Consider the following 23,420-nt stretch of genomic DNA (forward strand, 5'->3'; position numbering starts at 1 on the left):
GGGAGGGGGTCATCCCCCCCACCTTGGCAGGAACACTCGTCCTTTTTCAATCTCTGTATAATTATTTTTTTAAAACACGGTCTATTTATTTTTTTAAATGATTACTGATGGTTTTAATGTTAACTCTTATATTTAAACCAATCTGTACTTTGTGGCAAGTTCCTATTACCAATGACCTTTGTTCCGTTTGTCTTCTCATCAGCATATAGCTTGTCAGACTTCTGTCTATTGCATTGCCAATGCGCCAACTGCAAGTTAGCGATATCAGATGGATGTCCATTCTTATTTACTGGAACGATGTGGTCAATGACTGGACTTAATGGATGAGGATATCTCAGGTCTTTGTCTACGGGCTGGCCACATATCCCACAAGTGTTTCTTGTCTTTAAGATAATCTTCTTGTTCTTCTCAAAGGCTACTCTATGGGGTCCACTACGGTCCGCTCGGAGGGGGTTAGTATTCATCTAGGGAGGGGGGCCTTTCTTTTAGGGGAGGGGCTTGGTATTCTCAAATGTACCCCCTCGGTATCTTTCAAAGCAGGGGTGTTTTTAGTGCACCCACCCCCTCTTGTATTTAACATATCTTATATTCTGTTAAATAAAATTAAACAACTTCAAAATCAAGAGTACCAAGGCTTCTACCATATTTTTCTAAAAACTAATTTACATTTTCTCATTATGTAAAATAGATAGGCTATTTAGTAATCAAATGATAGTATACTCTGGTCAAGTTCGTCTTGACTATAACCAATATATCCTAGTGTGATGTCTGGTGTGGAATGATTGAATATTTTTTGTAGGATAGCTACATTACTATTTTTTCTGTAATGATGGTATCCAAATGTCTTCCTCATCGAATGAGTTCCTATATGATTCAAACCTACATACTTAGCTGCATCTTGTAATATTTGATAAACTGCTACTCTTCCAATGTGTGTGATACGAACACCATCTGTTCTCTTTTTCTTTTTACTTGGAAAGAGATAGTCGTACTCTGCTAACTGATTATCCTTAATGTATCGATTGATTTCTTTTCTGAGAGGTGGGCTGATTGGAAAATACCTTATCTTACCGGTCTTCTTCTCTTTTAGTTCAATCCTATCAGCAATTACTTGCTTGACTTGAAGAGGTACTATGTCGCTCACTCTTAAACCAGAGTAAATTCCAAACATGAAAAGAACGTAGTTTCTATCACTTTTATTTTTCAAGTAATCTTTGATTCGTTCGATATCATCTAGATCACGAATGGGTTCTACTTTCTTCATGCACCTCTCCTTTCTACAGAAAAAGCCACACGATGTGGCATGAAATATGACAGTAGCTGGAATTGAACCAGCTGGTCTAGCAGTAAAACGTACGCTTGGTAAAAGCTTCAAGGAGACCCAAACAACCTGCTAACCTGTCCTTACTGTCTAAGAGGCCGAAACCTCTATATTTTTAGGAGTCCTCATGACTGTTCGTTGCCAATCATTGGATAATACTATTTTAGCACCTTTTTCTGTTCCAATCTTCCCAAGATTTTCCCAGATTTTTCCCAAGATTTTCCCAGAAATCACTTGTAAACTAGAAGGTTGCTTGCTTGATAGGACTCCGCAAACTCTAATAGAGCTTTGTTCAATATCCGATAATACTCACTAGATGAGTAGCCTAGTTCTGAATAAATGCTATAGTCTTCCCTCTTTTTATTCCTGCAGTATCGTTCAACAAGAATACGTGTGTATTCCAAATCCGAAAGATTATTAATTGCTTTAGCAATTAACTCTAAATCCTGCTGAGCTGATACTCTACGCACGACCATGCTTTCTACCTGCTTACTTGTCTTACCACTTGATGATCTTGGTTCAAGCGAGTAGGATATTGTTATTTTTGGAGCGTATTCTTCTCCAGCAATCCGTCTCAGACGACTGTATTTTTTAAGGACTTTGATAGCTTCCTTTCTTGTCTTCTTTTCATCGATGATATCCAATAATTCTATTTGCACACTAACTCCTCCTCATGATATAATAGTCTTAATGATTTTGTTGTTTGAGGGTCAGCCGTGTGCTGGCTCTTTTTTATATCTCGATTCCAAAAAATGTGCAGATGTCTTCGATAGCAAACTCTGAAATTCTGCCACCATTTTCCCAAATGCTAATCGTCGCTTCAGAATATCCTAATCGTTCACCAAGCTCTTTTTGAGTCAGTTTACGCTCTAGCCGTTTCGTTTTTAAAAGGGTATTGAATTCTTTGGGTACTACGTCGAATAAAATCGATTCCTCAACTCCTAACTCTTCAGCTATTCTTTTTCTAAAACGTTCAGGCGGTACCCTGCCTCCTTCCCAATGGCCAATCGTATTTACTGAAACACCGAGCACTTTCCCAGCTTCTGTTTGTGTCAATCGTCTTGATTTTCGCCACATCCGTAATTGTTCTGGAAAAGTCTTATCTTCTCTATTCATCATCCACCTCAATCTTTACGACAGCTCTACCATTTGGATTTCTTCTTTGCGTGGATGCAAAAGTATAATACTTCAACATCCTTTCAGCGATTCCTGTTTGTTTGCTGATTTCAGCAAGAGTGCCCATGGTAATGAATGTGTCGCCTTCGTACAATGCGTATTCACTCATGTTCCATCTCCTCAATAAGCCAGTCGAGATTCTTTCTGGCCTTCTTCAGGTCTTCAAGACCGTTTTTCTTCTGGAATCGCAGTTGATACTTCAAGGCATTTCCAAGATAAAAGCCTTTCAGCTGTTCTGGTGTCATGAAATTCCTTAAAGCATCGATAGATTCCATGCCAAATCTTCCTTGGTAGTAGCTTGGTTTGTTTACGTTGTCAATTATTTCTGGTTTCATTTGATAGCCTCCAAAAGTTCTGGTTTTTCAAAGATGTTGCCGATGATTTCAAACGGATATGTGTTATTCTCAACCAATTCAACTAAAGGTTCCTGTTCGTTATATTTTTTCGACTCGAACATAAATAAAGCATGCTCTTCATCCCAAAATACATTCACATTTATTACTTCATCATTAGTTTCGAATGCTAAAATATCCCCCTCAAAGATTTCCTTGCCGTTCTTATCAACCAATCCTGTTGATTGCATGAGTACGATTTTGTCGGCATGTGTATCAACTCCTAAAATCTTACCCTCAAATAATACAGTTGTGACATCCCCTTCATCATCAAATCGTATCCGTTTAACTTTTTCTAGTTCTTCCCATGTCTTGTGCCACGCTCTATATCTTGCTATCATCCCAAATCCTCCTCTTTCACAAACGAGCCATCAATCCAACGACCTTTTCGGTCTTTGATTTCTTGGTATGCCAGTTCAAAACATTCCTCAAAGCTATAACCAAGCGATTTACTGATTGATTTTAGATGACCAATCAATAGAGTCAATGATTTTATACGTAAGGTCATAAGTTTCAGATGTTGTTCTGTTTGAATGTTGCTAATACATGTATTTGCGTACGCGAATGATGTCATAATATCGTTCTTTATAACATTCTTCGACTCTTCAAAAATACTATCCACATCCACTTTGCTCAGCAAGGCCAGACCGACAATCACGACTGCACAGTCTCCAATGCTATCTTTAGTTAGTTGCTCATTCTTCTTGAGATAGCCTGCGCATAACTCACCGAACTCTTCGCTAAGTTTCAAAGACTGCTTGTCTAGCCGTCCACCGTTTTCAAGGTCACGGTCTATAAACCATTGTTTGACTTTGTCTATTGTGTTCATGGTAACTCCTATCTTCTCGTTAATCTTGGTAAAATTTCATTCACGATGAATATATAATTGGGCGCAAGAGTTACTTTCAAAACAATTGAAACAACTAATGTTATCAAGCTTGCGCTCGATGAAATGCAACTAACTTTTATTGGTAGTTTAAGTTCCTTTCTTTTCCGTTCAATGCGTTCTAATTTAATTTCTTCTTCGGTTTTACCTCTATATTCGTTAAAGACAATACCACCATCATATATAAAATATGTGATAATTGAAAACGCTAAAGCCACTGAAGAGACAACTAGTATTGCAATTGAAATAATTTGAAAAAGACGGAAGACGTCATAGAACATCTTTTCTTTAACGATCATTTCATAAATCTGTGGTGCATTCCCTTTAAATGTCGTAAGCAAAGAACTTACTTCGTCAACTGTCATATTTAGCATTTTTGCTAAAGCTTGTAAAATATCGTCCATTATAGTAACACCTCATCTCCTACTCTAATCTTCTCAAACTGCTCTCTAGTGACTACGAAAATACCATAATCTCTGATAGTCACTGTATACAGCTTCCCATGTCGTCCTTTCTCAACGACACGGCCAAATATCTCAGCGCCTGCGTTATCAGCCTTGTAGATAACCATTGGCTTCTTCTCTTCCAAATCTCGAATCCTGTCCATCTGCCAGATGTTTAATCCAGCAGATAGAAGAATCCAGATAACTATGAATCGTTTCAATCTATGACCTCCTCGACAAGAATGTAAGTTCTTTCTTTGTTTATTTGTTCATAACGTGTAACTTGGTAACCTACAATGTTTATTTTTGACTTACCACCGGTTGCTATTTTTGCTCTTTCAATGTATTCATTGAGCTTCCCGACTGCCGTATTTTCTTCGTCGTCAACGAACTCCATGAACAACCTCATAACTCCACCTCCTCAATCTCAATCCCTGGACAATCGAACACCCAGCCGAAGTCCGCTTCTTCTAGTTGTTTGCGGGTGAATTTAGTTCTAAATGGATACCACTCACCACACCAAAATATTTTGCCATCTTTTTCGCACAAAAATTGAGCGTTGTTCATGTAATTTCTAGTTTTCGGCATAGAAATCCGATACCGCCTCTCTTTCTCGACCTCGTAGCCGAATTGGTGCATGTTAATTAGAATTTGGATAAAGTTATCTGTATTCGACATCCAGTTAAAGAGAGTCTTATCATTTATAAATTCTCCCCAATTATTCAAACAAAGATATGCAATGTTTTTATCTAAATTCTCTTTATTTATCTCATACCAAACCGCCACAAACGGTGGAACTTTGACTGGTTTGGGTTCGTCTAGTTGTTTGATTGTATCGATAATTCTGTCTACATCAATACAATTGATAAATCTACTTTTACTTTCTTTTAAGGCGTTACAATAATCAATCAATTCCTGCTTATTCATCTTCCAACTCCTTTATTCTCTTCTTCCAGTTTTTCACTTTCTTTTTAAGTAAGTCACGTTCCTCAGACCTGCTAAAAGCAAGCGATTTGACACACGGCAGAGATGAATTTCCTGATAGCTTACTCCAATCATATTTCTTACCTTCCACTAAAACGACAAATCATCTTCTTCAAGGGCGTATCCTGGCATTTATTCCTCAATGTTCGAACGGTTAGCTGTATCATCACGCTTTTCAAGTCGCTCAAAACCATCTGCGACCACCTCAGTCAGATAGCCCCTGCGCCCCTCCTGATTCTCATAGTTCCTTGTCTGGATGCGACCAGTCACACCGACCAGATTGCCCTTCTTGCACCATTCTGCGAACAGCTCCGCCTGCTTGCGCCACATCATACAGTTGATGAAGTCCGCCTCTCGCTCGCCATTTGCTCCCTTGAAATTCCGATTGACCGCCAGAGTAAACGTCGCAACCGCAACATTCGACGGCGTATATTTTAATTCAGGGTCTTTCGTCAAGCGCCCTACCAACGTAACGTTATTGATCATCTTTCTTCTCCTTTCTTGCTGCACGTTCTCCGATTAAGTAGCCGAGAAATAGCCACAGAATCACCATTCCGAATTCTTTAATAAGTTCAATCATTTTCTTCTCCTCCTGAAAAAGTCGCTAAATAGTAACAATCCTTAGCACCATAGTCAAATCGCGTTGTCCGCTGACCGATGTGCTTCTGAAACCTTGGATGAGTGATAGCCGAGAAAGCCCACTGATGGTCTTCCATCTGCTCAATGAGATCACCGACATTGTCAAACCTCCCAAGGAAAAACTTGCAGTGCCCGTTGTATACGAAATAAAGCTCTAACATCACTCCACCTCAACAGGATAAAAGTTCCCAAAGGAACCCCTCAAAGCCTTGCCAACCTGTAAGGCTGCCGCCCGAGAAACAAACCGCAAAGCTTTCTTATCCTCGGAACATGAAATGTCCAAGCCAGTCACACCGATAACCGCGGACCTTAGAAACGGCTTATCCTCTCTTGTACCATGCTTTAAAATAAACATCAGTCACCCCTATTCTAAAAATATTGCTTCCGCTTGTTTGTCAAATCATTGAAAACCATCAAATGGTCTTTATCTACCCCCTTCATCAGTCTTGACATAAAGGGTCTGCCATATCTTTTCTGAATATCAGCAGAAATCAAATTCGTGGTAATGATTGTATTTGAACGCTTATTCAGGATATTGTAGAGAATAGTAAACGACCACTCACTATCCTTTTCCATGCCCAAATCATCCAAAACCAAAAACTTAGCACTCGCAATCTTATTGACCAGAAACTCTTCCTGACTAAAATCAGCTTTAATCTTCATCAACAAGTCTGTCACGTTGATGAAAATAGCAATCTCTTTCGTGTACTCAGATAAAGCTTTAACCATCGCAAAGGCCAAATGACTCTTACCAGTTCCAGCTTCTCCCTGAAGTACAATGTTGTTCCTAGCGCCCTCGGACCACTCGCGACAAATCCGCCTTGCAAAAGCTAACTTTTCCGCTTCTTTTTCTGTTGGTGTTTCAAAATTGTCCAAAGTCGCATTTTTCAAAACCTCATCATAAAGAGAGAACTTTTCTAGATAGTATTTCCTCTCTCTCTCATTCTCAGCGTTAGCCAGTTCATTCACTCTTGCCTGATTCTCTTCATGGATCCGCTCAGATTCACACATACGGCACACAACACTCTCAGTCCTCAATATCTTTATCAAAGGAATGTTATGCTTTTTGCAAAGCTCTTCCTGTTGTTCTGTGTTCCTACGATAAGATAAGGCGATTTCCTCAAATACATTGTCTACCATGCTAGCCTACCTCCGCATTCATGCCAGCTGGCCATTTCAGACAAGCAGGCAACCACTTGATGAATTGGTTGATCTGCTAAAAGAGTTTTCTTCTCGTAGCTCAACGGATAATAGTCAATCTCGAAGTGTTCAATTAGTTCTAGTACCCCCATTCGTCCTTAGCCTCCTGTTCTTCTTTCTTATTCTTGTTCTTCTTCTCTGATTGACGAACCTGCTCAACAGTCGAGACATTGTTCATCTGCCAATTTCTTAAAATACCACCAACATATTTGATGTTTGGTTTTCCTGAGTTCATAGCAATCTTCAGCGCTTCTTTTACCAAATCCACATCATTCTCATTTAGTAGATGGTTGATTTCTTCAATTTCAAATCCAGATAAGAGTCTACGAAACTCAGATTGAAAAAGTTCTAAGATATTTTCTTCACTACCACTACTAGTAGTAGTTATTCTTTTCTTACTCTTATCTTTATCTAATCTATTCTTATTCTTATCTTCTTCTAGTGCGTTACCATCCGTTACTGTAACGTTACCTGTAACGTTACCAAGAGCAAGATTTTTCTGTTTTTTACGGTATTTGGCTACACGATTACGTGTCTGTTTCTTGATTTTCTCCATTCCATCAACGTTTTGATGTTTTTCCCAATTTGGCAGGCTAATGATTCCATCGATAATCTCAATCATCCCGAACTGTTCAAAGACTCCAATAGCCATTCTTACTGTATTCAATGGTCTACGAAAAATAGTAGCTAACATTTCATCAGTATAGTGGACCTTATCCGACATCATCAAAAGGCCATTACGATTATGTTTTCCAGCTAAAGCGAGGATTTTAAACCAAATAACTAAAATAGCATCATGATCAGGCAAGGCATCAATCAGGCATATCTTTTCATCGTCAAAAATATCCGTTGTGATTTTTATCCACTTAATTTCAGACATACCGAGCCCCCCACTTCCTACGGTTCGCACGGTACTTCATCCGCATATCCTCATAGATATGCCTGCCTTCTAACTCTAGTTTTTCAAGCTTGAGCAGACGATTTTGAGAGGCCACATCATGATAGTCATTAGCTAGTTTTTGATAGTCGGTTAGGTATTCTTTGATAAGTGAAATTTTCCTGTTCTCGTCCTCTAAATATATTTCAAAATCAGACTTTTCTTCATCAGACGATAACATTTCTTTATTCACTCGCTCATGCCATAATAGCCATTCAATCAATTCTTCCATTCCCTGACCTCCTCACTTCAAGATGTGCATTTTAGGTTCTGGCAATGCTAAAGGCTCAGGACGCAAGCCTTCAGGACGTTCGTTGTCGTAGGTGAATCCTGTGAAGTCTCGCCGAATATTCTTGCGAATTTCTTGCCATTTGTCCTCTCTACCACGTTCGAATGCGTGATTGTAGCCTTGGATAATCATAGACGCAAATTCTTGCTCTTCTCGTCTTTCTTCTTCCTCTCGTTGTTCTTGCATTTTGATGTGACGATAAAGTCCCACAAAACCAAGCAGCAAGGCTCCAACACCCATCAGCTGGTCTAAAATCGGTGGTTCAAACATTTTTATCTCCTTATGCTCTTAATTTTAGTACTTGTTTTTCTAATTCCAAAATTTCATAAACATCATTGATATCGTACATAGTATCTTTCCCCTGCTTACGAAATCTTAATCCTTTACGCTCTAGCATCTTAACATAGCTATGAGTAAAGCCGAACTTCTTCATCAAAGCCTGTTGATTGATTGGCATGCGATCATTCTCTAACTGCTCCTTGACCTGCTTTTCAGCAAAGACCAACAATTGATTCGTGAACAATTCAGCGCTTTCGCCATCCAATCGTAATTGTAACGTTATACCTTCCATTTTCTACATCCTCTCAACTATGCGGGCAAGCATTTTTGTGATATAATGGTTTTAATTATTTAAGTATGCGCCTGATTGCTGTCAGGTGCTTTTTTGATCTACGAAACATAAGCGTTCAGTTCCATAATTTTCATCTTGGTGTTTGTGCTTGGCTCCCACGTCATCCAGTAGGCCAATGCGGCTTCTGCAAACTTCTTCGGTAGCAAGTCATAGCGACTGATATTAAAATGATCCTTGAAATCAATCTCAGCTTGTCTAAATACCGACTGAGCGAAATTCTTATCCGCATAAGCTGGACTATCAATACCACCCAGGCAAGCCACAACCCTAGCCTTACGCTTCTTCAGGAGCGACTGAGCATAGCTTGGATGAATCGGTTGCTCGCTCTTGAGGTAGTCGATATCTTCCAGCATGTTCGCCTGCTGTTCACGCAATTTCTTCTGGCCAGTAAACAGAGCGATAAAAGCATCCTCGTCCAAGTCCTCACGGATAAATCCACCCTGCTTACGAATAGCTGGTAAGACCTCTGAAGTCACCCAGCGCTTAAACTCTTTCGCTTGAGGCAATTTGCTGGATAAGATAAGAGAGTAGAGACCAGATTCGTTGATGATCAACATATCCTGTGTTCCACCACTAGTAGGGATGCCCTGTTTTAGGGCGTCCTCTTCATCAACGTGAAGAGCAATTGCATTTCTAGCCTTGCTATATCCTAGGATGTCTGCAACATCTTTCCCAACGAACCACGGCTCGTCATCGATTGTCAAAGTACGGACTTCCTGCCCGTGAAAATTAAAAATTTCGTTCATAATGTCCCTCTTCTTACTTTTCCTAGTGTTAAAATAGTTTCCCAAACATCTAGTCCCTCAAGACTATCGATCATCATCTGACTAAGTTGGTGATTTTTCTTCTGCCAATTCAGTATTATTTTTGCTTGCATGTATGGACCTCTCAGTGATTTCTCCAAGGATTCTCAATTCCTAGAACATCTGTGACTTTTTCTTTCACATAATCACTTCCTTTGCCATATTTCAGTAGCTCTGAAATAACTGATGATGATACAGATACTTGTTTTGCCAATTCGGCTTGAGTCATATCCATCTCAATCAAGCGAGTTTTGATTTTAGCCTTGATTATCTTTAGTTCTTTACTCATCTTCTTCCTTTCTATATTTCTCTGCTTCTTTTGAAATTTTCAAAAGCATTGAAAGTCCCCCAACTACTCCATCTAGATACCCTCGTCCATAATCTGTCGCTAAGAGTTCCAATAATTCTTTCAGGTCTTCTTCGTTCATCCCTGACCTCCTTTTAAAAAATTATCTAAAAAGTTAGCGAATTTCTTGACAAAAAACAATCTATAGTTTAGAATTTAATCATAGAGAAAAGACCTACTAAAAGTAAGTTTCTACCTAGAAAACGGACGCCAATCAGTTTCATTAGGCTTTATTTTTTAGTTGTCTTATTCGCTAACTCTTTAGCTTACAAATAATATTCTAAACTATAGATTGTGTTTTGTCAATAGATTTACAATCAAAAGTTTAAATATTTTTTGTCATGCATTAGAAAGGTTGATAAATCAATGTTTTCTTTGTTCGAAAAAATAAAAGAACTTTGCCAAAATCGTGGAATTTCTATAAATTCTCTTGAAGAAACATTAGGATATAGTAGAAATACAATCTATAGTATGAAAAACAAAAAACCAAATGCTGAACGTCTTCAAGAAATTGCTGACTACTTCAACGTTTCCACGGACTATCTGCTAGGACGTACGGATAATCCTGCTATCGCTGGTGATTCAAAAGAGTATATCTGGCAAGGGAAGACCCTGAACGTTGAAGAAATGGCATCTAATGTCATGATGTTTGGTGGCCGAGAATTAACAGATGAAAAGAAGAAAATCATCCAGTCTATCATTGAAGGTTATCTCAAAGAAGCTGGTGATTAGAGGTACTGCTTAGTGACCGAAAAAGAAATTATAAGTCATTTTCAGGTTCGCATTGTCGATTTTGACGGTGAGCTAATACCTGATGAACTTGGATTTTACGAAAAAGAAACCAACACAGCTTTCTTATCTAATAAACTCAGCAAACAAGAGAGAGTTAAGGTACTACTGCATGAACTCGGACACAAAGACCACACACGCTCAGAGTACCAGAACGCTCGCCTACGCTGTGAAAACGAAGCTGATAGGAATATGATCCATCATCTCGTAAAAGATGCACTAGAAAGCTTAGACGACCCCACAGAGTTTGATTACCTCAAATTCATGTCTTACTACAATCTAAAAACCATGACAAATGAAATCATGGTAAAAGAGGAATATAAGTCACTAGTTGGATAAAGGAGAAAGTTATGAAAATAGGAATGAGAAAACCAAGTCTGACCAGAAGTTTAAAAGCTAGAACTACTAGTAAATGGAAAAGACAGGCTAAAAAAGCCCTTATCCCTGGCTATGGTAAGAAAGGGATGGGATGGGTTAAAAATCCAAAGAAAGCCATGTATAACAAGATTTATCATAAGACAACCTTTGGACTTTCGGATTTGTTTAAATCATCCAAAAAGAGAAAGAAGAAAGTGGTCAACAACAAACAGCAATCTATTCTTGCCTCTAACGGCAAAAAGCAATACACAGCAAAAGATTACAAAGATACAGCGCTAGTTTTTCTAGTAATTTCTCTAATACTACTTTTTCTAATTCCACCATTCGGAGTCATACTTTTGCTCCTTGGTTTCATAATGTTTTTGACCGGCCATTTCACTGCAAAACAAGAAAAAAAGACAAAGAAAAAGAAACAGATAGAGAATTATAGCGGTCCTAGTGTTGATAAGATCGTTTTCCATGATGATTTCTTGTTGATGGGGACAAATTATCATAAAGAAGAGGCTGAGCTTGCTGCTGATTTTCTTTCTGGAGGGATCCACTATTTCGGAAAAGATAATAAGAGTTTAAAATCTTATATGCTTGAAACATATAAAACAGTTTATAAATACAATAAATTAAAAACAGTAGATGTTCATCTACTGCCTGAACCATCAAACCCTCATGATAAAAATGCTGTCAAGGTTTTAGTGAATAATATCTTTGTCGGATACTTACCAGCTATGATTGCAACACAAGTTTCATCCTACATTTCTAATCCAAATTACAGATATGATGCAATCCTTACAGGTAGAGGAGGACCATATAAAACCCTCAATATCGAAACTGAGAGAGTCGTTTCTCGTAAAAGTGACTTAACTTACTATTTAGATTTAACAGTATGGCGTCTCGCTAAAAAATAAAAAAATCCCCACGCTCTCCGACGGCAATCTTTGAGTGTGAGGTTTCAACCTTCCACCTAGCAAGCAATGGAAAGAATGATAAAAAAATACAACTATAGTTTATCATAAGTTCTACACCTTTTCAACTATGCGGGCAAGCAATCGAAAAGAAAGGACTTTTTTATGATAAAAAAATATATTACAAAAAAAGGAGAGACTAGATATCTCTTTCAAACATATCTGGGCATAGACCCCGCCACTGGAAAAGAAAAACGCACTACACGCCGTGGTTTTAAAACCATTAAAGAGGCAAAATCTGCCGAACGTGACCTTCTCTTAGATGTTGAAGAAAATGGTTTTTCAAACAATGAAGATTTCCAGAATCCTACTTTCGCTGAAGTCGCTGAGTTGTGGCTTGATAGCTATAAGAGCACTGTAAAGCCAACGACCTATCAGAATGTTAAGAAGAAACTTGATGTTATGATTGACTTGTATTTTACAGATATGAAAATCCAGCAGATCAGTGTAGCTTATTGTCAAAAGGTTGCTATCCAGTTAAGCAATCGCTATATCCTCTATGCCAATTACTACTCTGTCATCAGCCGTATTTTCAAGTATGCCATTTCTATTGACATTATTAAGTCAAATCCCTTAGATAAGATTATCAAGCCTAAAAATAGGCCTTTAAAGGGCAAAGAAAACTACTATACAAAGCAGGAGCTAACCGAGTTCCTTAAAGTTTACAAAGCAAATTGTAAGCCTGTAGACTATACCTTTTTTCACTTACTTGCTTTTTCTGGATTGAGAACTGGAGAGGCTATTGGACTCATGTGGTCAGATGTTGACTTTAAAAATAAATTATTAAGCATTTCTCGGACAGCTGTCGTAATTGGTGACAAGCAAACTGTTCAGGATCCTAAAACCAAAAGGAGTAAGAGGGTTATCACCTTAGATGATGAAACTCTGAATGTATTAAAACTCTGGAAACGTCAGCAAATAAAAGAATATTTTCAGGCTAGTGTGCCTTATAATCATGATTCAAATTATATCTTTACGAATGACATAGGAGGATGGCTTTTGGCTGCAACTATGAAAGTGAAACTTTTAAGATTCTTTCGTAAACACAATAATCTTAAAAAAATTTCGCCTCACGGATTTAGACATACACACGCTTCTCTCTTATTTGAAGCTGGTGTTACAGCCAAAATTATTTCGGACAGATTAGGTCATAATAATGTTCAAACTACCCTTGATATGTATACCCACATCAACGATAATCAACGTGTTGAAGTCGTTAATCAGCTCATGGATTTCATCCGCTCCAGCTAAAAGTAGTGTCGTATTCAATCTCGTATTCACTTTTGGTTGACATGCTAGAAACCCACTGATTTCAAACGATTAGCAAGCTATGTACTATTTATGGTATAATGAGAGAATGAAATACCCAAAAATTGATTTAAAAACCATTCGTCTGCAGGCCAGACAATTTCAGACTGAAAATCCCCGCCTCTTTCTCGTCTATCTCTTACCGAGCATGCTGGTCATCTTGTCTGGCTTCCTTAATCCCTTAAAGCGTATCAACGAGGCTATTTTAGAACAATCCTTTTTAAGTGTGTTTGGCCATGTATTCCAAGCCTACCTTTTTCCTCTATTAGTCTCCTTTATCGGAACAATACTTCTAACCAGTTCAGTTTATACAACTCTGAAACTCATCAAGAATCCAGATACAGAACTATCCGTCAAAAATAGTCTGGCTCTATTTAACGAAGAGCACTTTTCACAAACCTTTTTGACTCTCCTTCTCAAACGCTTCTATCTCTTTTTATGGAGCATTCCTAGTTTACTTGGTATTTACTTCCTCTTTTACAGTAGCTTTTTAGTCAAGAAATTCGTTGCCATCCATCCTGAATTTCCCAATCTGGATCTCACGTCAGTTGAAACTGAGCGTTTCCTCATGACCTTTGGTCTTTACTTTCTAGCAAGTATCCTCTTGATGATTGTCGGAAATAGTCTCTATATCCCACAATACTATGCCTATTCACAGGTAGAATTTCTCCTCTGTGACACCCTAGACTTAGGACAAGCCAAACCAGGACAAATCCTAAAAACCAGCCGTTTCCTGATGAAAGGCTATAAATTTCAGCGCTTTATTCTAGACCTACAACTCCTTCCTTGGTACTTCCTCAATTGGATTACCTTTGGAATTGCTAGTTTCTCACTCCTACCCTACATTCAAATCAATAAAATAATTTTTTACCGAGCAGTACTGGCTCGAAAACGTCCAAAAGCTTGAAGGTGATCCCTCAAGCTTTTTTCTATCAATGAGTTTCTCCGCCTACCAACTTGAGATCCTGATCCCCATGTTCGATAATGGCGCTGATTGCTGCTTCTATCCCTCGCCTAATATCCACTAAACTCATAGCTGGAGTAGTAGGCCGATTCACCACCTGTTCCATCATATAAGGAATATGCATAAAACCTGCCTTAACATGTGGAAATTTTTTTTCTACCAAATAGAGGGCCTGATACATCAAATGATTGCAGACAAAAGTACCTGCCGTATTGGAAACAGAGGCCGGCAATCCCTCTTTTTTTATAGCTTGAACCATCGCTTTAATCGGCAAACTGCTAAAGTAGGCCGAAGCACCGTCTTGACGAATAGAACGGTCAATCGGTTGATTACCTTCGTTATCCGGGATGCGTGCATCGTCTTGATTAATGGCCACTCGTTCAGGCGTCAAACTAGATCTTCCACCTGCTTGGCCAATACAAAGGACAAAGTCAGGTTGATAACGGTTTATCTCTTCTTCCAATACTTGGGCCGATTTGTGAAAGACTGTCGGCACTTCTAGCCAACGGACCTCAGCGCCATGGATTTCAGCTGGTAAACCTTTAACGGCCTCCAAAGCTGGATTGACCTTTTCCCCTCCAAAGGGTTCAAAACCTGTCACTAATACTTTCATTTCTAACTCCTCAAAACCAATTCAATGAGACTTTTTTCTTAAAAACAAGTATAACATATTTCCCTTATTCTGGAGTTGAAAAGGACTAGCGAGATTAGAATCGACCTTCAAATTTATTTAAAAAGGAAAATGCTAATCAAGGCTAAAATAGCTGGCCCACCTTGCTTCAAAATAATTTTCTTATCTGCTGTAAGAGAACCATAAGCCGCAGCCCCAATCACAAATAAGACAAAAATAGTCACAATTTCTAAATTCTGTGAGAAATAAATGCCATACAAGAGAAAGACTCCTAGCAGAGCATTATAAATCCCTTGATTTTTAAACAATGAACTTACTTACGGACGAGCCAATTCTTCATTGTCCATGTTAAAGACACGACTAGTCGCTTCTGATTGCGTTGCAATAACTTTCCAAATAAAAAATGTAAAAATGCTCCAAAGCAACGATTGTTGCTAAAATAATTGTAGTAATTGACATCTATTTCTCCTTAAATTTCTATATTTTCAATATCCAAAACCAATTTGTTTAATAAACGGCTGAGTTCTGTTCTTTCAGACTCTGTTAAGATACTTTCCATCTCTTCCTTAACCTTGATATGTTGCAGAGGGGGATTCACCACTAACTGCTCCTTGGCATATCTCGTAGCCTCTACCAACACTTCTCGCTGATTTTCAGGATTGCGATGACGCTCCACTAAACCTTCCTTTTCTAAAATCTTGAAATGTCGTGTCAAGGCGGCCTGATCAATCTTCAAACGCTCCTGAACCGCTATTTGATTACAGGGAGAATTCTCCAGCAAAAATAATAAAATCTGATACCGTGTCAAACTAATCCCAAGTCTTTTTTCAAACAATTGCGTACTCGCTTGCTCAGACAAGCGGAGTTGATAAAGTAAATCTTGAATCTCTAGCATTTCTTTCTTCTTTTAATTGATTCATCAATAGTTGATTAATCAAGTATGATATAAAGTAAAATAGATTACAAGAATGTTGCTTAAACCATTACAAAACACTAACTTCCCAATCAAATTGACAAATAAAAAACGAACGAGACTCGCTTCCTATCACGAAAGCTAGATCTCATTCGTCAAAATGATATTACAAAGTCTGGTTTATCCATTCATTGAAACGTGAACGTGATCATAGTGGTTTTCTGTCACGCTACCACGGTCTGGCATTGGGTTCCAAGTATTAGCTGGCCCATATTTACTATCGAATGGAGCATAGAAACGTTGTTTCCAGATGATGTAACTAATTCCTCGGCTGGCCATATTTTGAACAGCGTATTCCGCAATCTTATCTCCTAGTTCTGAGCTTTCTGGTACCATAAAATCGATAGCCAAACCTTTTCCGTGATCTCCACTGTCTCCTGGACGATAACCACTAAAGGATGTAATACCAAACAAGTTAGCAATTTCTTCTTTAAAGGCAGCTGTTTGTGGTTGAAGGCCTGCATTTTCAGATTTCGCAACTGCCAGTCCAGCATAATCGGGCGCAGCTGGAGCTGCGTAAGTTGTTGAAACTGTTTTCTTCTCTTCTGGTTGATAAGTAGAAACTGCTGTTGTAGCTTCTTTTGATGAGACTTCTTTTGCTTCTTCTGAACTTGTTGCAGTTGTTTCGGTTGCTTTTTCTTCTACTGGAGTTGTAGTTGTTTCCACTGTTGAAGCAGCTTGAGGGCTGGCTTGTGTTTCCTGCTTCTCAGCTGGCGTCGTTGCCTGAGAAACTGCTTCTGCAACTGCACTGCTTGTTTCGGCTGTTTGCTCCGCTGACGTTGAAGTATTTGTAGATGGTGCCACTTCTTCTGCAGTAGCAATTTTCTCTGCAACTTCTGAACTTGATGCCACTTCTTTTGGAGCTTCTGCAATCGGTTGAGAAAGGTCTGCAACCTGAACAGTTTGATCATCTACGGTCACTTGATTGGTTGTCAAATCTGCTGTCGCAGTTGTCACTTCCTCACTAGAATCTGCTTGAGGTGTTTGGATTTCAACTTCTGTTACCTCTTCTGCTTCATTGACAGTCGTTGTCAAAACAGTTTCTGGGAAAATCAAGTCCATATTGGTGATTTTATTCAAATTCGCAAGAACTGTGACATCTACACCCAAGGCTTCTGCAATGGTGCTCAAGGTATCACCATACTGAACGGTATAACTTGTTTTGTTGTCCGTTTTAGTCAAATCGTTTTGGATTTGCTCAACACTACGTGCAGCCCAAAGAACTTCTTCTGCTTGAGTTGCCAATACTGGAGCAAATGACAAGGTTACTGTTGAGGCTAATAATATTCTTTTCTTCATTCTTTCAAATTCCTTTCAAATGAGTACCTGTCTATCATAACACAAAAAATGCAGAAAAAAAGCCCTCTCGGGCCTATTTAACAGAACTGTCCATTCCTTGTAACAAACTCGGTTACTTGAAATAGTTTGTTAGGTCTCTGTCACAAAACTGACACAATCTTTTTATCGCACAGCCTCAAAAATATGGAAAATATCTGCTAACCCTTGAATCCTGTGATTGCCTTCATAAGACGATTCTAAAAAGTTGATACTTTGAATTCTACTATTCTGGGCAAATTCCACATCCAGAATTCGATCCCCTATATAATAGGTGTTATCAGGATTCAGCTGATACTTGTCTAGCAAATATATAGCCGCTTCTGGACTTGGCTTCCGCGCAAAACCACTCTGACTGGTTAAAATCTCTGTGAAATAGAATTCCAACCCCAAGTCTCTGAGAATAGCAAAAGCATTATCTCCCTTATGAGTGTAGACAAACTGTTGAATTCCTACTTGGTCTGCCCAAGACAACACTTCACGCGCACCTGACATCAAAACTACCTGAGCATTCTTCTCAGCCAGACTTTGGGCACGCACTTGATTTAGCACTTCCACATCCAGTTTTTTCTCTTCTGCCACCTGCACAAGTAAATCCTGAACAGAATACTTGAGAATAAACTCTCTTACCTTTTCCTTATCATAAGGAATAGCAAACTGACCAAAAGTCTCCTCAATCCCTGATAAAATCGCTTCGTAGGAGTCTAATAATGTCCCGTCTAAATCCCAAATAAAAGCTGTTTTTTGCATTTTCTATCCTTTCAAGCTCATATAACGCTGGTAACGATAGCGTAGAAATATCCAGCGAAAACCATTATCCAAAAGGGTTCCGGCCCAAATACCGGGCAAACCCCAACCAAGCACAATCCCCATCAGATATCCTATTCCAATGCGGATACACCACATTCCTATACTTGTCGCATAAAAGGGAAGCCGAGCATTGCCCAAACCCTGCCAAACTGCTGTATAGATGACTGTTCCTGTCGTCATAGGGGTTCCAAGTAGTGAAAATAGTGTCACTAGAACACTAGCCTCAACCGCTAGAGGATCTGTCGTATAGAGATGAGTTAATGGTATACCCAAAGCATAGATACTGAAGGTCAAGGGTAACATGAGGACCAGAGAAAGCCAAAAGGTTTGCTTTCTCAAACTAGCGACTCTTTCCCAATTATTCTCTCCAACTGCTCGAGCCACTTGCATGACTGTTGCTGTAGCCACACCAAAGGCAGGCATGTAGTTAAACTGGGTCAAGACTTCTCCGACCGCATTTCCCGCCACTGCCTCCGTTCCAAAAGAAACGACCAAGGCAATGATAACGACATCTCCAGCTCGCATCATGAGCCGCTCTCCAGCTGCTGGTATTGCCAAAGTCAGTAAGTCTTTATCCAGTCCAAAAGTTGGCTTCGCATAAGGAAGTTTTAATTGTAACCATAAAATCACAAGACCAACCAAGCGAGACAGAACTGTCCCCCAAGCAACACCAGCTATCCCCATATCCAGAACAAAAATAGCTAGACTTGAAAAAAGAATATTCAAGGCATTAGATAAAAAACTAACATAAAGAGGTAAACGTGGATTATGCGTTGCACGAATCAAAGCTCCCAGACTAGTCATTAAACCTAAGAGAACAATCGATCCGCCCACCAAAGATAGGTAGAGTCCACCACTCTCAGCTACATCTCTCTCCGTCCCCAAAAGTCCTATCATCTCTTGACCAGCGAAGATGGACAAAACTCCTAAAAGGAAACTTAATAGTAAGGTAATCTTCAACGCCTCAGTCACATGATAGGCTAACTTCGACTGATCCTTCTGCCCCAAACTTTTTGAAATAACACTGGAAATAGCAGCTCCCAGAGCGATGAAAATCGCCTGGTAAATCGTGATAATATTGCCAGCTACTGATACACCCGAAATAGCTATCAAGCCCAAGTGAGCGACCAGATAACTGTCCACCATCCCCATGAGCATCTGCAAAAAGTTTTCGCCCATAGCTGGCAAAGCAATATTAAGAATTTCTTTATTTTTCTTAAACAATCCTTCCTCCTGATGAAAAGAAACTCAGTTGGTTTCCCAACCGAGTTTACTCCCTCTGTCTTAAAGTCCTAGATAAGCCTCAACCGCTGCTTGCATATCAGCAGCTGCTACTGTTGTCTTGTGACGAACAGGAGCTGTCTCAAGCCCATCAACTGCAGGTGGCACAACTACTCCTGAGACTTCATGTAATTGAGCCAAGGCTTCAAAGTCAGTTAAGCCAACTTTCCCCGTTACAGCTTCTACTGCAACTACCGGGAACTTGTATGGACTAGCTGTTGAAGCAATCACTGTCTTAGTCGCATCGCCAGTAGCAGCTTGGTATTTCTTATAAACTGCTGAGGCGACCGCCGTATGTGGATCCTCGATATAAGAATCTGACTCATAAACATGCTTGATTTCTGCCGCTGTTTCTTCCTCAGTCGCATACTCTGCTGCAAAGAGGCCCAAAATCTCTGTATCAAAATTAGTCAACTCATATTGACCTTGGCTATTCAAGGCAGTCATGAGTTCAGCTGTTTTAACCGCATCATTACCCAAAAGATGGAAAATCAAACGCTCCAAGTTTGAAGATACCAAAATATCCATAGATGGACTAGTTGTCACCTTAAACTCACGTTTCTTATCGTAAACACGTGTCTTGAAGAAGTCTGTCAAAACATTGTTGTCATTTGAAGCACAGATCAATTTACCTACTGGAAGACCGATTTGTTTAGCATAAAAGGCAGCCAATATATTTCCAAAGTTTCCTGTTGGTACTGTGAAGTTGACCTTATCACCAGCTACAATCTCACCAGTCTTGACCAACTGAGCGTAAGCATAAACATAATAAACAATTTGTGGTACCAAACGGCCAATGTTCATAGAGTTAGCTGACGAAAATTGCAACTTGTTTGCCGCTAATTTTTCACGAAGAGCCACATCGTTAAACATATGCTTCACATTTGTTTGGGCATCATCAAAGTTACCATCAATAGCGATAACATGAGTATTGTCGCCAGTCTGAGTGGTCATTTGCAACTCTTGAACCTTGCTGACACCATCCTTTGGATAAAAGACGATAATCTCAGTTCCAGGCACATCCGCAAACCCTGCCATAGCAGCTTTCCCAGTATCACCAGATGTCGCTGTCAAGATGACAATCTTGTTCTCCAAACCATGTTTCTTAGCAGCTGTTGTCATAAAGTATGGCAAGATAGACAAGGCCATATCCTTAAAGGCAATCGTTGAACCATGGAAAAGTTCCAAGTTATATTGGCCGTCTAATTTCACTAATGGCGCGATAGCTGGAGTATCAAATTTGCTATCGTAAGCATTGTTGATACAGTAGTCCAACTCCTCAGCTGTAAAGTCATCTAAAAATGCTGACAAAACTAACTTAGCCACTTCTTGGTAAGAAGCATCTTTCAATTTGTCAAAGTCCAAATCTACCTTTGGATAAGTAAGCGGTGTAAACAAACCACCGTCCGTCGCCAAACCTTGCAAAATTGCTTGGCTAGCAGTTACTGTATTGTTGGCATCACGCGTTGATTGATAAACTAATGTCATTACTCTCTATCCTTTATCTATAGTCTCTTCCATTATATCATGATTTTTCAGAAAATTCTCCCTTTATAAGAGAAATTATAGTCCCAATTCTTCTTTCAAAGGCTGTAAATAGATCGTTTCTTGCTTATTTCGCATCTCCAGTCCTTCCTCAGCTAGCAGGAGTAAGTCTTTGGAAAATTCAATAATCGCAGTTTCTTCCTCACCTGTAAGCTTCTTCTTAGAAAATTGTCGTCTTAAAAACTTGTAATTACGACCAAATGCTTCAAAGAAAGATGCTGTTTCTAAGTAAGCTTCTAACTTATCTAAATTAACCAACAATCCTAAATGAAAAGCTGCTGAAGCGAAGGTTCTATCTAGAGGTTGAGTACACACACTACGAAACTCAACTGTTCCGCGAGTCGTTAAGTCTTGGTACTGATAACTACGATGAGTTTCAAAATCCTTCTCTTGAGGGTAAATAAGAATCTCATCCCCATTAAGAGCATATGCTTGGATTTCAGATGTAGCTAAATAGTCCCTAGCCTGAATCGGATAAAAATAATATGTTTGTCCATCACGTTCCGCAGTAAAAATTGCAGAATGATCTAGATAATCAAAAAAATCATCCTCATCTTTAAAGAGTCTAGCATTGACACCAACATTCTCTGGATAGATACCATGCATCGATTCTTCCCAGAAAATATCTCTTGAGATTTTTGTATCCCAATCCGCACCTGTAAACTCAGAATTGGCAAATAAATAAGCCTTAACTGCTTCAATTTGGGTAAAAGCATTAATCACTCGTAAGTAGTTAGACTTTGAAACATCCAACTGAACCTGACTCCCACAAATAAACGCTCCGTATTCAGGGAAATGATGTAAGTCTGACTCAGTCACATTGCAACTCAAATTCAAATAATCCATCAACATCTGATAGCGTGGATAAGCCACTGGACAATTCTCATTTTTATCCCAGTTGGGATGAATACCACAGCCAACAATAGCATGATTTGATTCAGCTAACTTTTTCTGAATCACATCCATATAATTGTTAAAACGATTTTCGACCTCTTGAATCGTTTCAGCCTTGCCAAATGCAAACTCAATCGTAGTATAGGAAACTTCAAATAAAATAGCATCCTGACTTACTGGATCTACTAACTGGATAGGATACCCAAAATCATCAACCTTTTCTACAGTTAAATCCAAATCAGAAACTAGATATCCAAATAAATGCTTGATAACTTCAACATCTGTAGCATCCTCTTCCAAGTTTACAACAGGATATTCCAGCTCAATCCCAACAAACAATTCAGGATTTTCTTTAATATTTTTCAAATACCGATGTTTTAATAAATCGATAGAACGAGACATACTTCCCTACACTTTCATAATAAAATTTGAATAACTATTATTATACCAAAAATAATATAAAAAGGAACGAAGATATACCACGTTCCTTAACTCTATACTATACCGGCGGCCGGGGTCGAACCGGCACGTCCTTGCGGACACTGGATTTTGAGTCCAGCGCGTCTGCCAATTCCGCCACGCCGGCAAATAGTAACTGGGGTAGCTGGATTCGAACCAACGCATGAGGGAGTCAAAGTCCCTTGCCTTACCGCTTGGCTATACCCCAATAATATAAATAGGCGAGTGATGGGGATCGAACCCACGCATGCCAGAGCCACAATCTGGTGTGTTAACCACTTCACCACACCCGCCATAATTCTATTAACACGGGCAGTAGGAATTGAACCCACACTGAAGGTTTTGGAGACCTTAGTTCTACCTTTAAACTATGCCCGTAAAATGGAAGGGGAGGGATTCGAACCCCCGAACCCGAAGGAGCGGATTTACAGTCCGCCGCGTTTAGCCTCTTCGCTACCCTTCCAAAATATATAAATGGCGCGAGACGGAATCGAACCGCCGACACATGGAGCTTCAATCCATTGCTCTACCAACTGAGCTACCGAGCCTTATTGCGGGAGCAGGATTTGAACCTACGACCTTCGGGTTATGAGCCCGACGAGCTACCGAGCTGCTCCATCCCGCGTTAATACAAAAGGAGGATGTGGGATTCGAACCCACGCACGCTTTTACACGCCTGACGGTTTTCAAGACCGTTCCCTTCAGCCGGACTTGGGTAATCCTCCAAAATAGTCCGTACGGGATTCGAACCCGTGTTACCGCCGTGAAAAGGCGGTGTCTTAACCCCTTGACCAACGGACCAAACTTTATGGGCACGAGTGGACTCGAACCACCGACCTCACGCTTATCAGGCGTGCGCTCTAACCACCTGAGCTACGCGCCCAAGTTAAAAACTTGGTAATTTGAACAAAGTTCAAAGCGGGTGACGAGAATCGAACTCGCGACAACAGCTTGGAAGGCTGTAGTTTTACCACTAAACTACACCCGCTTAAATGGGAGTTAACGGGATCGAACCGCTGACCCTCTGCTTGTAAGGCAGATGCTCTC

Annotated in this window: 35 protein-coding genes, 11 tRNA genes and 1 pseudogene; 5 read left to right on the top strand and 42 right to left on the bottom strand. The window is 39.6% G+C overall.

All coding sequences use genetic code 11. From position 1 onward, the window contains the following. Window positions 1–119 precede the first annotated feature (119 nt). From RWP09_RS09120 to RWP09_RS09230, 23 genes are all read right to left on the bottom strand, one after another. Window positions 120–464 carry an HNH endonuclease gene (locus RWP09_RS09120; protein ID WP_050228905.1) on the bottom strand — a complete coding sequence of 115 codons (345 nt, stop codon included), beginning with the start codon at window positions 462–464 and terminating at the stop codon, window positions 120–122. Between the two features lie 233 nt (window positions 465–697). After that, the gene (locus RWP09_RS09125; protein WP_314436889.1) at window positions 698–1,264 is read right to left on the bottom strand and encodes a site-specific integrase; all 567 of its coding nucleotides are present in this window, start codon (window positions 1,262–1,264) and stop codon (window positions 698–700) included. 287 nt (window positions 1,265–1,551) lie between these two features. Beyond that, window positions 1,552–1,980 (bottom strand): ArpU family phage packaging/lysis transcriptional regulator, encoded by a 429-nt coding sequence (locus RWP09_RS09130; RefSeq protein WP_261120487.1) that lies wholly within the window; start codon window positions 1,978–1,980, stop codon window positions 1,552–1,554. Between the two features lie 73 nt (window positions 1,981–2,053). Further along, window positions 2,054–2,437, bottom strand: coding sequence for a helix-turn-helix transcriptional regulator (locus tag RWP09_RS09135; RefSeq protein ID WP_314436896.1), 384 nt, complete (start codon window positions 2,435–2,437; stop codon window positions 2,054–2,056). Further along, window positions 2,430–2,606: a hypothetical protein gene (locus RWP09_RS09140; RefSeq protein WP_314436900.1), complete on the bottom strand. Its 177-nt coding sequence runs from the start codon at window positions 2,604–2,606 to the stop codon at window positions 2,430–2,432. Before RWP09_RS09140 ends, RWP09_RS09135 begins: the two co-directional genes overlap by 8 nt. Further along, window positions 2,599–2,832, bottom strand: a complete 234-nt coding sequence (locus RWP09_RS09145; protein ID WP_314436902.1) for a DUF3310 domain-containing protein — start codon at window positions 2,830–2,832, stop codon at window positions 2,599–2,601. Before RWP09_RS09145 ends, RWP09_RS09140 begins: the two co-directional genes overlap by 8 nt. Next, window positions 2,829–3,230 carry a YopX family protein gene (locus RWP09_RS09150; RefSeq protein WP_314436904.1) on the bottom strand — a complete coding sequence of 134 codons (402 nt, stop codon included), beginning with the start codon at window positions 3,228–3,230 and terminating at the stop codon, window positions 2,829–2,831. The genes RWP09_RS09145 and RWP09_RS09150 overlap by 4 nt, the downstream gene beginning before the upstream one ends. Continuing rightward, complete coding sequence (locus RWP09_RS09155; protein WP_314436906.1) at window positions 3,227–3,718, bottom strand: DNA-binding protein; 492 nt, start codon at window positions 3,716–3,718, stop codon at window positions 3,227–3,229. Before RWP09_RS09155 ends, RWP09_RS09150 begins: the two co-directional genes overlap by 4 nt. A gap of 8 nt (window positions 3,719–3,726) precedes the next feature. Continuing rightward, on the bottom strand, window positions 3,727–4,179 hold the full coding sequence (locus tag RWP09_RS09160) for a hypothetical protein (RefSeq protein ID WP_314436908.1): 453 nt from the start codon (window positions 4,177–4,179) through the stop codon (window positions 3,727–3,729). Further along, window positions 4,179–4,439, bottom strand: a complete 261-nt coding sequence (locus RWP09_RS09165) for a DUF1372 family protein (protein ID WP_314436910.1) — start codon at window positions 4,437–4,439, stop codon at window positions 4,179–4,181. Before RWP09_RS09165 ends, RWP09_RS09160 begins: the two co-directional genes overlap by 1 nt. Continuing rightward, entirely contained in the window at window positions 4,436–4,627 is a 192-nt protein-coding gene (locus RWP09_RS09170) for a hypothetical protein (protein ID WP_314436912.1), read from the bottom strand. The genes RWP09_RS09165 and RWP09_RS09170 overlap by 4 nt, the downstream gene beginning before the upstream one ends. Next, entirely contained in the window at window positions 4,624–5,145 is a 522-nt protein-coding gene (locus RWP09_RS09175; protein WP_314436914.1) for a DUF1642 domain-containing protein, read from the bottom strand. Before RWP09_RS09175 ends, RWP09_RS09170 begins: the two co-directional genes overlap by 4 nt. A gap of 189 nt (window positions 5,146–5,334) precedes the next feature. Beyond that, window positions 5,335–5,688 carry a single-stranded DNA-binding protein gene (ssb, locus tag RWP09_RS09180; RefSeq protein WP_314436916.1) on the bottom strand — a complete coding sequence of 118 codons (354 nt, stop codon included), beginning with the start codon at window positions 5,686–5,688 and terminating at the stop codon, window positions 5,335–5,337. An 86-nt stretch (window positions 5,689–5,774) separates the two neighbouring features. Further along, window positions 5,775–6,002, bottom strand: coding sequence for a hypothetical protein (locus tag RWP09_RS09185; protein ID WP_314436917.1), 228 nt, complete (start codon window positions 6,000–6,002; stop codon window positions 5,775–5,777). Continuing rightward, the gene (locus tag RWP09_RS09190) at window positions 6,002–6,196 is read right to left on the bottom strand and encodes a hypothetical protein (protein WP_314436919.1); all 195 of its coding nucleotides are present in this window, start codon (window positions 6,194–6,196) and stop codon (window positions 6,002–6,004) included. Before RWP09_RS09190 ends, RWP09_RS09185 begins: the two co-directional genes overlap by 1 nt. A 14-nt stretch (window positions 6,197–6,210) precedes the next feature. Continuing rightward, window positions 6,211–6,981: an ATP-binding protein gene (locus tag RWP09_RS09195; protein WP_314436922.1), complete on the bottom strand. Its 771-nt coding sequence runs from the start codon at window positions 6,979–6,981 to the stop codon at window positions 6,211–6,213. Between the two features lie 139 nt (window positions 6,982–7,120). Beyond that, window positions 7,121–7,921, bottom strand: a complete 801-nt coding sequence (locus tag RWP09_RS09200; protein WP_314436924.1) for a phage replisome organizer N-terminal domain-containing protein — start codon at window positions 7,919–7,921, stop codon at window positions 7,121–7,123. Then, a complete protein-coding gene (locus RWP09_RS09205; protein ID WP_314436927.1) occupies window positions 7,914–8,210 on the bottom strand; it encodes a hypothetical protein in 297 nt (98 codons plus the stop codon). Before RWP09_RS09205 ends, RWP09_RS09200 begins: the two co-directional genes overlap by 8 nt. Before the next feature lie 12 nt (window positions 8,211–8,222). Beyond that, window positions 8,223–8,537: a hypothetical protein gene (locus tag RWP09_RS09210; protein WP_314436930.1), complete on the bottom strand. Its 315-nt coding sequence runs from the start codon at window positions 8,535–8,537 to the stop codon at window positions 8,223–8,225. Between the two features lie 10 nt (window positions 8,538–8,547). Next, on the bottom strand, window positions 8,548–8,838 hold the full coding sequence (locus RWP09_RS09215) for a hypothetical protein (RefSeq protein ID WP_314436932.1): 291 nt from the start codon (window positions 8,836–8,838) through the stop codon (window positions 8,548–8,550). Between the two features lie 98 nt (window positions 8,839–8,936). Beyond that, complete coding sequence (locus tag RWP09_RS09220) at window positions 8,937–9,644, bottom strand: ORF6C domain-containing protein (protein ID WP_314436935.1); 708 nt, start codon at window positions 9,642–9,644, stop codon at window positions 8,937–8,939. A 142-nt stretch (window positions 9,645–9,786) separates the two neighbouring features. Further along, window positions 9,787–9,990: an XRE family transcriptional regulator gene (locus RWP09_RS09225; protein WP_314436938.1), complete on the bottom strand. Its 204-nt coding sequence runs from the start codon at window positions 9,988–9,990 to the stop codon at window positions 9,787–9,789. Then, window positions 9,983–10,129 (bottom strand): hypothetical protein, encoded by a 147-nt coding sequence (locus tag RWP09_RS09230; protein ID WP_172448391.1) that lies wholly within the window; start codon window positions 10,127–10,129, stop codon window positions 9,983–9,985. The genes RWP09_RS09225 and RWP09_RS09230 overlap by 8 nt, the downstream gene beginning before the upstream one ends. A gap of 284 nt (window positions 10,130–10,413) precedes the next feature. Here RWP09_RS09230 and RWP09_RS09235 point away from each other — a divergent pair, with 284 nt between their 5' ends. From RWP09_RS09235 to RWP09_RS09255, 5 genes are all read left to right on the top strand, one after another. Next, the gene (locus RWP09_RS09235; protein ID WP_050200267.1) at window positions 10,414–10,779 is read left to right on the top strand and encodes a helix-turn-helix domain-containing protein; all 366 of its coding nucleotides are present in this window, start codon (window positions 10,414–10,416) and stop codon (window positions 10,777–10,779) included. A gap of 12 nt (window positions 10,780–10,791) precedes the next feature. Next, window positions 10,792–11,175 carry an ImmA/IrrE family metallo-endopeptidase gene (locus RWP09_RS09240; protein ID WP_314436949.1) on the top strand — a complete coding sequence of 128 codons (384 nt, stop codon included), beginning with the start codon at window positions 10,792–10,794 and terminating at the stop codon, window positions 11,173–11,175. Between the two features lie 11 nt (window positions 11,176–11,186). Next, entirely contained in the window at window positions 11,187–12,116 is a 930-nt protein-coding gene (locus RWP09_RS09245; RefSeq protein WP_314436952.1) for an HIRAN domain-containing protein, read from the top strand. Between the two features lie 162 nt (window positions 12,117–12,278). Continuing rightward, window positions 12,279–13,424, top strand: a complete 1,146-nt coding sequence (locus RWP09_RS09250; RefSeq protein WP_314436955.1) for a site-specific integrase — start codon at window positions 12,279–12,281, stop codon at window positions 13,422–13,424. Between the two features lie 106 nt (window positions 13,425–13,530). Continuing rightward, complete coding sequence (locus RWP09_RS09255) at window positions 13,531–14,388, top strand: DUF975 family protein (protein WP_314436958.1); 858 nt, start codon at window positions 13,531–13,533, stop codon at window positions 14,386–14,388. Window positions 14,389–14,413: 25 nt separating this feature from the next. Here the strand turns inward: RWP09_RS09255 and pcp are convergent, their stop codons facing one another. The 19 genes and pseudogenes from pcp to RWP09_RS09350 form a co-directional block, all read right to left on the bottom strand. Next, window positions 14,414–15,058, bottom strand: a complete 645-nt coding sequence (pcp, locus tag RWP09_RS09260; RefSeq protein WP_314436962.1) for a pyroglutamyl-peptidase I — start codon at window positions 15,056–15,058, stop codon at window positions 14,414–14,416. A gap of 113 nt (window positions 15,059–15,171) precedes the next feature. Further along, window positions 15,172–15,535 (bottom strand): annotated as a pseudogene (locus tag RWP09_RS09265) (DUF1304 domain-containing protein). A gap of 10 nt (window positions 15,536–15,545) precedes the next feature. Then, window positions 15,546–15,971, bottom strand: coding sequence for a MarR family winged helix-turn-helix transcriptional regulator (locus RWP09_RS09270; RefSeq protein ID WP_314436965.1), 426 nt, complete (start codon window positions 15,969–15,971; stop codon window positions 15,546–15,548). 198 nt (window positions 15,972–16,169) lie between these two features. Further along, the gene (locus RWP09_RS09275; protein ID WP_314436968.1) at window positions 16,170–17,348 is read right to left on the bottom strand and encodes a LysM peptidoglycan-binding domain-containing protein; all 1,179 of its coding nucleotides are present in this window, start codon (window positions 17,346–17,348) and stop codon (window positions 16,170–16,172) included. Between the two features lie 162 nt (window positions 17,349–17,510). Further along, window positions 17,511–18,134: an HAD family hydrolase gene (locus tag RWP09_RS09280; RefSeq protein WP_314436971.1), complete on the bottom strand. Its 624-nt coding sequence runs from the start codon at window positions 18,132–18,134 to the stop codon at window positions 17,511–17,513. Window positions 18,135–18,137: 3 nt separating this feature from the next. Further along, window positions 18,138–19,418 carry an MATE family efflux transporter gene (locus RWP09_RS09285; RefSeq protein ID WP_314436974.1) on the bottom strand — a complete coding sequence of 427 codons (1,281 nt, stop codon included), beginning with the start codon at window positions 19,416–19,418 and terminating at the stop codon, window positions 18,138–18,140. A 60-nt stretch (window positions 19,419–19,478) separates the two neighbouring features. Continuing rightward, entirely contained in the window at window positions 19,479–20,963 is a 1,485-nt protein-coding gene (gene thrC / locus RWP09_RS09290; protein WP_314436977.1) for a threonine synthase, read from the bottom strand. Between the two features lie 75 nt (window positions 20,964–21,038). Further along, on the bottom strand, window positions 21,039–22,316 hold the full coding sequence (locus RWP09_RS09295) for a gamma-glutamylcysteine synthetase (RefSeq protein WP_314436980.1): 1,278 nt from the start codon (window positions 22,314–22,316) through the stop codon (window positions 21,039–21,041). 100 nt (window positions 22,317–22,416) lie between these two features. Next, window positions 22,417–22,500 (bottom strand) — tRNA-Leu (locus tag RWP09_RS09300). 9 nt (window positions 22,501–22,509) lie between these two features. After that, window positions 22,510–22,581, bottom strand: a tRNA-Gln gene (locus tag RWP09_RS09305). Window positions 22,582–22,593: 12 nt separating this feature from the next. Next, window positions 22,594–22,666, bottom strand: a tRNA-His gene (locus RWP09_RS09310). A 14-nt stretch (window positions 22,667–22,680) separates the two neighbouring features. After that, window positions 22,681–22,751 (bottom strand) — tRNA-Trp (locus RWP09_RS09315). Window positions 22,752–22,755: 4 nt separating this feature from the next. Beyond that, window positions 22,756–22,836: transfer RNA gene (locus RWP09_RS09320), tRNA-Tyr, on the bottom strand. A 12-nt stretch (window positions 22,837–22,848) separates the two neighbouring features. Further along, window positions 22,849–22,921: transfer RNA gene (locus RWP09_RS09325), tRNA-Phe, on the bottom strand. 3 nt (window positions 22,922–22,924) lie between these two features. Next, a tRNA-Met gene (locus RWP09_RS09330) sits at window positions 22,925–22,998 on the bottom strand. A 10-nt stretch (window positions 22,999–23,008) separates the two neighbouring features. Further along, window positions 23,009–23,098 (bottom strand) — tRNA-Ser (locus tag RWP09_RS09335). Window positions 23,099–23,102: 4 nt separating this feature from the next. Continuing rightward, window positions 23,103–23,174, bottom strand: a tRNA-Glu gene (locus RWP09_RS09340). 8 nt (window positions 23,175–23,182) lie between these two features. Beyond that, window positions 23,183–23,256: transfer RNA gene (locus tag RWP09_RS09345), tRNA-Ile, on the bottom strand. A gap of 34 nt (window positions 23,257–23,290) precedes the next feature. Further along, window positions 23,291–23,361, bottom strand: a tRNA-Gly gene (locus RWP09_RS09350). Between the last annotated feature and the right edge of the window lie 59 nt (window positions 23,362–23,420).

The organism is uncultured Streptococcus sp. (assembly GCF_963521255.1).
GTDB lineage: Bacteria > Bacillota > Bacilli > Lactobacillales > Streptococcaceae > Streptococcus.

Coding starts and splice junctions, on each gene's coding strand:
- RWP09_RS09120 (WP_050228905.1), bottom strand. CDS start 464: ATGAATACTAACCCCCTCCGAGCGGACCGTAGTGGACCCCATAGAGTA.
- RWP09_RS09125 (WP_314436889.1), bottom strand. CDS start 1,264: ATGAAGAAAGTAGAACCCATTCGTGATCTAGATGATATCGAACGAATC.
- RWP09_RS09135 (WP_314436896.1), bottom strand. CDS start 2,437: ATGAATAGAGAAGATAAGACTTTTCCAGAACAATTACGGATGTGGCGA.
- RWP09_RS09140 (WP_314436900.1), bottom strand. CDS start 2,606: ATGAGTGAATACGCATTGTACGAAGGCGACACATTCATTACCATGGGC.
- RWP09_RS09145 (WP_314436902.1), bottom strand. CDS start 2,832: ATGAAACCAGAAATAATTGACAACGTAAACAAACCAAGCTACTACCAA.
- RWP09_RS09150 (WP_314436904.1), bottom strand. CDS start 3,230: ATGATAGCAAGATATAGAGCGTGGCACAAGACATGGGAAGAACTAGAA.
- RWP09_RS09155 (WP_314436906.1), bottom strand. CDS start 3,718: ATGAACACAATAGACAAAGTCAAACAATGGTTTATAGACCGTGACCTT.
- RWP09_RS09160 (WP_314436908.1), bottom strand. CDS start 4,179: ATGGACGATATTTTACAAGCTTTAGCAAAAATGCTAAATATGACAGTT.
- RWP09_RS09170 (WP_314436912.1), bottom strand. CDS start 4,627: ATGAGGTTGTTCATGGAGTTCGTTGACGACGAAGAAAATACGGCAGTC.
- RWP09_RS09175 (WP_314436914.1), bottom strand. CDS start 5,145: ATGAATAAGCAGGAATTGATTGATTATTGTAACGCCTTAAAAGAAAGT.
- ssb (WP_314436916.1), bottom strand. CDS start 5,688: ATGATCAATAACGTTACGTTGGTAGGGCGCTTGACGAAAGACCCTGAA.
- RWP09_RS09185 (WP_314436917.1), bottom strand. CDS start 6,002: ATGTTAGAGCTTTATTTCGTATACAACGGGCACTGCAAGTTTTTCCTT.
- RWP09_RS09190 (WP_314436919.1), bottom strand. CDS start 6,196: ATGTTTATTTTAAAGCATGGTACAAGAGAGGATAAGCCGTTTCTAAGG.
- RWP09_RS09195 (WP_314436922.1), bottom strand. CDS start 6,981: ATGGTAGACAATGTATTTGAGGAAATCGCCTTATCTTATCGTAGGAAC.
- RWP09_RS09200 (WP_314436924.1), bottom strand. CDS start 7,921: ATGTCTGAAATTAAGTGGATAAAAATCACAACGGATATTTTTGACGAT.
- RWP09_RS09205 (WP_314436927.1), bottom strand. CDS start 8,210: ATGGAAGAATTGATTGAATGGCTATTATGGCATGAGCGAGTGAATAAA.
- RWP09_RS09210 (WP_314436930.1), bottom strand. CDS start 8,537: ATGTTTGAACCACCGATTTTAGACCAGCTGATGGGTGTTGGAGCCTTG.
- RWP09_RS09215 (WP_314436932.1), bottom strand. CDS start 8,838: ATGGAAGGTATAACGTTACAATTACGATTGGATGGCGAAAGCGCTGAA.
- RWP09_RS09220 (WP_314436935.1), bottom strand. CDS start 9,644: ATGAACGAAATTTTTAATTTTCACGGGCAGGAAGTCCGTACTTTGACA.
- RWP09_RS09225 (WP_314436938.1), bottom strand. CDS start 9,990: ATGAGTAAAGAACTAAAGATAATCAAGGCTAAAATCAAAACTCGCTTG.
- RWP09_RS09230 (WP_172448391.1), bottom strand. CDS start 10,129: ATGAACGAAGAAGACCTGAAAGAATTATTGGAACTCTTAGCGACAGAT.
- RWP09_RS09235 (WP_050200267.1), top strand. CDS start 10,414: ATGTTTTCTTTGTTCGAAAAAATAAAAGAACTTTGCCAAAATCGTGGA.
- RWP09_RS09245 (WP_314436952.1), top strand. CDS start 11,187: ATGAAAATAGGAATGAGAAAACCAAGTCTGACCAGAAGTTTAAAAGCT.
- RWP09_RS09250 (WP_314436955.1), top strand. CDS start 12,279: ATGATAAAAAAATATATTACAAAAAAAGGAGAGACTAGATATCTCTTT.
- RWP09_RS09255 (WP_314436958.1), top strand. CDS start 13,531: ATGAAATACCCAAAAATTGATTTAAAAACCATTCGTCTGCAGGCCAGA.
- pcp (WP_314436962.1), bottom strand. CDS start 15,058: ATGAAAGTATTAGTGACAGGTTTTGAACCCTTTGGAGGGGAAAAGGTC.
- RWP09_RS09270 (WP_314436965.1), bottom strand. CDS start 15,971: ATGCTAGAGATTCAAGATTTACTTTATCAACTCCGCTTGTCTGAGCAA.
- RWP09_RS09275 (WP_314436968.1), bottom strand. CDS start 17,348: ATGAAGAAAAGAATATTATTAGCCTCAACAGTAACCTTGTCATTTGCT.
- RWP09_RS09280 (WP_314436971.1), bottom strand. CDS start 18,134: ATGCAAAAAACAGCTTTTATTTGGGATTTAGACGGGACATTATTAGAC.
- thrC (WP_314436977.1), bottom strand. CDS start 20,963: ATGACATTAGTTTATCAATCAACGCGTGATGCCAACAATACAGTAACT.
- RWP09_RS09295 (WP_314436980.1), bottom strand. CDS start 22,316: ATGTCTCGTTCTATCGATTTATTAAAACATCGGTATTTGAAAAATATT.